This is a genomic window from Kaistella pullorum (genome assembly GCF_014837035.1).
In the GTDB taxonomy this organism is placed as follows: domain Bacteria; phylum Bacteroidota; class Bacteroidia; order Flavobacteriales; family Weeksellaceae; genus Kaistella; species Kaistella rhinocerotis.
Map to the genome: position 1 here is coordinate 1 of NZ_JACSPS010000009.1, position 5,402 is coordinate 5,402.

The 5,402-nt window shown below is 35.8% G+C and carries 6 protein-coding genes; 4 read left to right on the top strand and 2 right to left on the bottom strand.

The genetic code is table 11. The annotated features are described in order from the left end of the window. The coding region (locus H9628_RS11610) for a hypothetical protein (RefSeq protein WP_251834305.1) at nt 1–271 on the bottom strand (271 nt) is incomplete at its 3' end. 27 nt (nt 272–298) lie between these two features. On the opposite strand from H9628_RS11610, the gene H9628_RS11615 reads away from it, so the two are divergent. Then, nucleotides 299–664 carry a hypothetical protein gene (locus tag H9628_RS11615; protein WP_251834306.1) on the top strand — a complete coding sequence of 122 codons (366 nt, stop codon included), beginning with the start codon at nt 299–301 and terminating at the stop codon, nt 662–664. Nucleotides 665–769: 105 nt separating this feature from the next. Here H9628_RS11615 and H9628_RS11620 read toward each other — a convergent pair whose 3' ends face one another. After that, nucleotides 770–1,039: a hypothetical protein gene (locus H9628_RS11620; protein WP_251834307.1), complete on the bottom strand. Its 270-nt coding sequence runs from the start codon at nt 1,037–1,039 to the stop codon at nt 770–772. Nucleotides 1,040–1,108: 69 nt separating this feature from the next. On the opposite strand from H9628_RS11620, the gene H9628_RS11625 reads away from it, so the two are divergent. From H9628_RS11625 to H9628_RS11635, 3 genes are all read left to right on the top strand, one after another. Beyond that, complete coding sequence (locus H9628_RS11625) at nt 1,109–1,567, top strand: hypothetical protein (RefSeq protein WP_251834308.1); 459 nt, start codon at nt 1,109–1,111, stop codon at nt 1,565–1,567. 195 nt (nt 1,568–1,762) lie between these two features. Further along, a complete protein-coding gene (locus H9628_RS11630) occupies nt 1,763–3,214 on the top strand; it encodes a DUF262 domain-containing protein (RefSeq protein WP_251834309.1) in 1,452 nt (483 codons plus the stop codon). Next, nucleotides 3,211–5,196 carry a DUF262 domain-containing protein gene (locus tag H9628_RS11635; protein ID WP_251834310.1) on the top strand — a complete coding sequence of 662 codons (1,986 nt, stop codon included), beginning with the start codon at nt 3,211–3,213 and terminating at the stop codon, nt 5,194–5,196. Before H9628_RS11630 ends, H9628_RS11635 begins: the two co-directional genes overlap by 4 nt. The last annotated feature ends 206 nt before the right edge of the window (nt 5,197–5,402 follow it).

Sequence of the window (5,402 nt, forward strand, 5' to 3'; positions counted from 1 at the left end):
CTTCCGCCGGTCCAAAATCCGTTTTTGTAATTAATTCAGCATTGGAAATCCGTGCTTTTTCCGAGAGCATGACAACGCGTTCCGGCATTTCGTGATCACTAAGTCGCCCCGGTATTATTTTCCTCGCGCGTACGGGCGGTAACATCGTATATGGCGGATTGCGGAAGTCTGCTTTTGTATTAGAATTTTCGCTAAGTTTAAAGTACGGTTTTAGTAGGGAAATTTTGGGCAGTAGCCGCAACCCTCCATATACGCCGGACGTTACTGGCAAGCTTTCGCATGGCAACAAAACATCAATATGAAAACTAGCTATAGACTACAAATAACATTCGAAGAAAATTTAGAGAAATTCAATGCTTTAAGTTCAATATTTGAAGTTCAACCAATTAACTTTGAAGATAAAATTTATACAAGTTGGATTTATGAAAGTGAAGAAAATGGACACTATTTTGACTTTGTAAATTTCTTCATAGATTTAATTGAACTCAAAAATGGGGCACTACAAAAGTTGGGTATTGAGCGTAACAATATTTCGCTATGGTTGCTTTATGAATATGACCAGCAATGTAATATGGAATTTGATCCAACGAGATTAAAAAGAATTGCGGACAATGAAATTACACTTTGTATCTCTTGCTGGGAAAATAGTAAAGCCAGCCAGTAACATTGCATAATGACAATGCCTACTTTTTGCCTCGTCAGAGGCTACTCAAGTAAATCAAATTTGCGTTCTCTAAGAATATTTATCTTAAGTTTACGGCACTAGTCATTATGCGTGACCGTTACCGCCCATACTACCTTCCGCCGGTCCAAAATCCGTTTTTGTAATTAATTCAGCATTGGAAATCCGGGCTTTTTCCGAGAGCAGGACAACGGGTTCCGGCATTTCGTGATCACTAAGTCGCTCCGGTATTATGTTCCTCGCGCGTACGGGCGGTAACATCGTATATGGCGGATTGCGGAAGTCTGCTTTTGTATCAGAATTTTCGCTAAGTTTAAAGTGCGGTTTTTGTACGAAGATCTGGGGCAGCAGCCGCAACCCTCCATATACGCCGGACGTTGTGCGTCATTTATGAAAATTCGGATTCAAAACAATTGTCATCAGAAAATGAAATTAACTATATCAATATTTTTAGTGATTACCACAATTTCTTGCGGTGTTTGTTTTCCCTCAAATCTTGAATTCAAAAACATTACACTCTTTAATCCTGAAGTGTTGCGAAGTATTGACATAAATTCTGAATATCGCCAAACAAGTGCCTACGAAGCAACGCGCAACTTAAGTAAAGTTATTAATGAACCTCGGACACCGAGCAACATTATAATAAAATTTCAACCTAATGGTTTTATAACTGCAGATTTATGGTCTTTCAACAATAAAAATCAGCAAGGAATTATTTATTCAAAAAAAGGGAGTTTATTCATAGACAAGATTGGAGCAGACCAAGACAGGTGCAAATTCATTGAAACTTATAAAATTAGACTAGAGAAGAATAAAATTATACTTATTCAATATGGTGGTATAACAAATCAAAAGATGGTTTATGAATACAGTAAAGTTGAATAGTAAAACGCCGCACAACATGGTATTTCTATTAGCGGGGTCGAAGTTTACATCATAAAGATTTTCGGTAGTTATTCTTTATGTTATATTTACAAAAACCAGTTATAATAATCCCCGCCAACAGAAATACCCAACCGTTGGCAACAAGTGTAATAAGACCTCCGAACTATAAACAAACATAAGTGACATTGTAAAGCAATGGAGATTATAGAAAATAAAATTGTAGCTGGTACCGCCTTGTTTAGGAGCATATTTGCTTTTGATGGTGGCTATTCTATAAAAATTCCTGACTATCAACGACCTTACGTGTGGAATTCCGATAAGGTAGAAACCCTTATTAACGACTTGCAATACCACATCGAACATAATAGCGGGCAGCCATACTACATGGGAAGTATTTTGTTTTTTTGTCAAAATGGTGGTTACGAAATTATTGACGGTCAACAAAGGCTTACTTCACTGCTTATTTTAGACAAAATTGCCAACAACGGACAAAGTATTTTGGCAACACATACCGATAAAATTCAGTTCTTTTTCAATTCGCCCATTTCAAAGAAGAACATTGTAGATGTAAAAAACTTTGTGAATGACTATAAAACCGAATGGTTGCAGAATAATTGGAACACAGTTGTTTCCGATTTGGCTTTTTCGGTAATAATAACCAACCGGCAAGACGATGCTTTTTCGTTTTTCGAAACTCAAAACAACCGTGGTGTAAAATTGGGAGCAGCCGATTATCTGAAATCGTTTCACCTTCGTGAACTCAGTGAAGAAGAAGGTAAGCAAGTGGCTTTTGCAAAGCAATGGGATGCCAATAATACCAATCAGTTTTTAAACTATCTGTTCAATCAGATAATTTGGCGTGGTCGCTCGTGGAAAGGAAGCAATGTTTGGTACGAATCGCAAGACGATGTATTGCAGGAATTTCAAAAGAAAACCCGTGATCCAGAAATAAAGAATCAGGTTCAGATTTTCCCCACGGTAAAAAACAAAATAGCCCACGCTATTCGATACGATGAGAATAACGGCATTTTGCTCGACACTTCGCCCATAGCATTAAAATCGCACGCCATCAATTATCCTTTTGCCTTGCGACAACCCATAGAAAAAGGAATTGGGTTTTTTCTCTATTCCGAGCGATATGCGGCAATATATCATTTTCTGTTTCATACCGAACATTCACAAAAAAGCGAATTGTTTAAGTTCAGGGAATTTTATAAAGCCGTTTATATTAATAGCGGAATGTCGGAGTACTTGACATCATTATATCGCTTGTGTATGGTTTTGTATTACGACAAGTTTGAATCGAAACACATTGACAATTTTGCCAAACATCTCGATTATTATATTGGCGTGTATCGAGTTGAATTGAGCAGTATTTATGATAAAACTGCCATCCGAATTTTAAGAGATAAAAAGCAAAATTTGCTCGATATTATTTCGCAGGCTTTTATTCCCGAACAAGTGTTTGATTTTATAATGGAAAACACCAACGATACGGTATTCAGAGACGAAACCATTCCACTGGTAAAAGAAAATGGACAAATAATTTATACCGTAAGAAGTAACTACAAAAGAGCCTTGCTTAAATATTACAACAAAGAAGACCAAACAAGTTTAAAAGCATTAAAAGAGTGGATAAAGTTATGATTGAAGACTTAATAGTTACCCGCAATTTATCCATAAAGTCGGATTTGATTACATTGAAAGACGTAGTTGAAAACGAACGCTTTTATTCCATTCCGCTTTACCAAAGATTGTATGTATGGGGCGAAGACCAGGTTACTACTTTGCTCGAAGATTTGGAACGAGCCATCAAAACACCCGATAATTATTATTTCTTGGGTGGTACCATGATTATTAGCAATCAAAGTAAATACGACTTAATAGACGGGCAGCAGCGGTTCACCACTCTTTGGTTATTAAGTTACGAGTTGAAAAATGAGTTAGAAGCTTTTGCCTACGCTCATATTAATCAGGTTTATGTAAAAAGGCTTTCATTTGCCATCAGAGATTTTGCCAATCAATATTTTACCAATCCCGATAATTATTCTCAACTATCAAAAGAAGAAAAATTACAACTTGAAGGAATCACACAGGCACAAAAAACTATACAAACATTTTTAAATGCCGATGAAAGAGGAAACATCAATGAGTTTAAGCAAAAATTAACAAAATTTCTTTTTGAGAGAGTTGCTTTTATTGAAACCGAAATGCCAGCAGGAATTGACGAGAACCGACTTTTTGAGGTATTAAACAACAGGGGCGTTCAGCTTCAACACCATGAAATAATAAAATCGAAACTTATTCAATACATACCCGATGATGAAAAAAGAAAATACGGTCAGATTTGGGAAGCTTGTTCCATTATGGACAATTATATTGAAAAGAATATAAAAGATGTATGCGGTTTCAAATGGGGCGATATAACTCAAAAAGAAACAGAGGAAGATGTGGAAATTGGTTTGCCTTCCGACATTATGAATCGGATTGCCAAATCAACATCAGATTATGAAGACAAGCATTTAAGCGAAATACTTGGGTGGGACAAATATGATTTAAAAGAAGATAATGAAGAGTACGACTACGATTCGGGCAAAGTGAGAAGTATCATTAGTTTTCCAATGTTTCTGCAACATGCTTTAAGAATTTTTATTTTTAAAAACAAATACGAAGGGTTTACTACCGATAAAGTTGCAGAGGTCAACGAAAAGAAATTGATTGAAACATTTGAAAACCATTTTTATCCCTATTACCTCAGCGAAACCAAAGTAAAAGCCTTTATTGAATTACTATTGAAGCTTCGAATTAATTTCGACAAACACGTTATCAAGTGGATTGAAAAAGAAGCAAATCAGGAAATTCACCTGATTAAAAGGTTATATCAAAACAAAAAGGTACTGCAACGAAAAGAGCCATTAAGCAATGAAGGTTTTGCTCTTTTGCAAAGTATGCTTTATCACTCTCAACAGATAACCACTTTATATTGGCTTACTCCATTTTTATACAAAACTTTACAAGAAGACAATTCAGAGAATCTTTACAAATACCTTTTAAAACTCGACAACCTAATGTTTTGCTCTGAACTTTCAGAAGATTTGAGTTTAAGGAGCTGGAATTTGATTGAAAATGAATTGAATATTTTTAAAGCCAATATTGATGCCTTAAGAAAACCAAGTGGCACTGCTTTTTGGAGTTATTGGTTTTACAAAACAGACTTTATACTATGGTATTTAAGAGCAATTGAAAAAGGCGAAGATTGGAAAAATTACCGAATGACCAAGAAAAATTCTGTTGAGCATATTTTTCCACAAAACAGAAGAGAGTATGACGAAAACACACTTTGGGACGAGAACGAAACTCTCTCTGAGGATGAAAAAAAGAAACGTCTAGATGATTTTGGTAATTTGGTTTTATTGGCAGTTGGTATGAACTCTGAGTATTCCAATAAAAGTTTTGCCGAAAAACGCACATCATTTTTTGAAAAGAAGAGATTAGATTCATTGAAATCAGCTTTAATCTTTGAAAATCAAAAATGGAATTGGGATTTATGCGAACAACATAGAAATGAGATGATAGTTATATTTGAAGATTATTTTAAAAAAACAATGGAAAATCAGATGAATGAATGAACACCAGTTGCCAACAGGCGTTTGGCTCAATGGCGGGTGACGTGGTTAATTAAACATTCTACCTCGCATCAACTTTTGTGGTGTATTGACAGTTTAGTGCTCCGAAATCCGCCACTGCGCCAAGCGCCAAAACGTTACCGCCCATACTACCTTCCGCCGGTCCAAAATCCGTTTTTGTAATTAATTCAGCATTGGAAATCCGTGCT

Coding starts and splice junctions, on each gene's coding strand:
- H9628_RS11625 (WP_251834308.1), top strand. CDS start 1,109: ATGAAATTAACTATATCAATATTTTTAGTGATTACCACAATTTCTTGC.
- H9628_RS11635 (WP_251834310.1), top strand. CDS start 3,211: ATGATTGAAGACTTAATAGTTACCCGCAATTTATCCATAAAGTCGGAT.
- H9628_RS11615 (WP_251834306.1), top strand. CDS start 299: ATGAAAACTAGCTATAGACTACAAATAACATTCGAAGAAAATTTAGAG.
- H9628_RS11630 (WP_251834309.1), top strand. CDS start 1,763: ATGGAGATTATAGAAAATAAAATTGTAGCTGGTACCGCCTTGTTTAGG.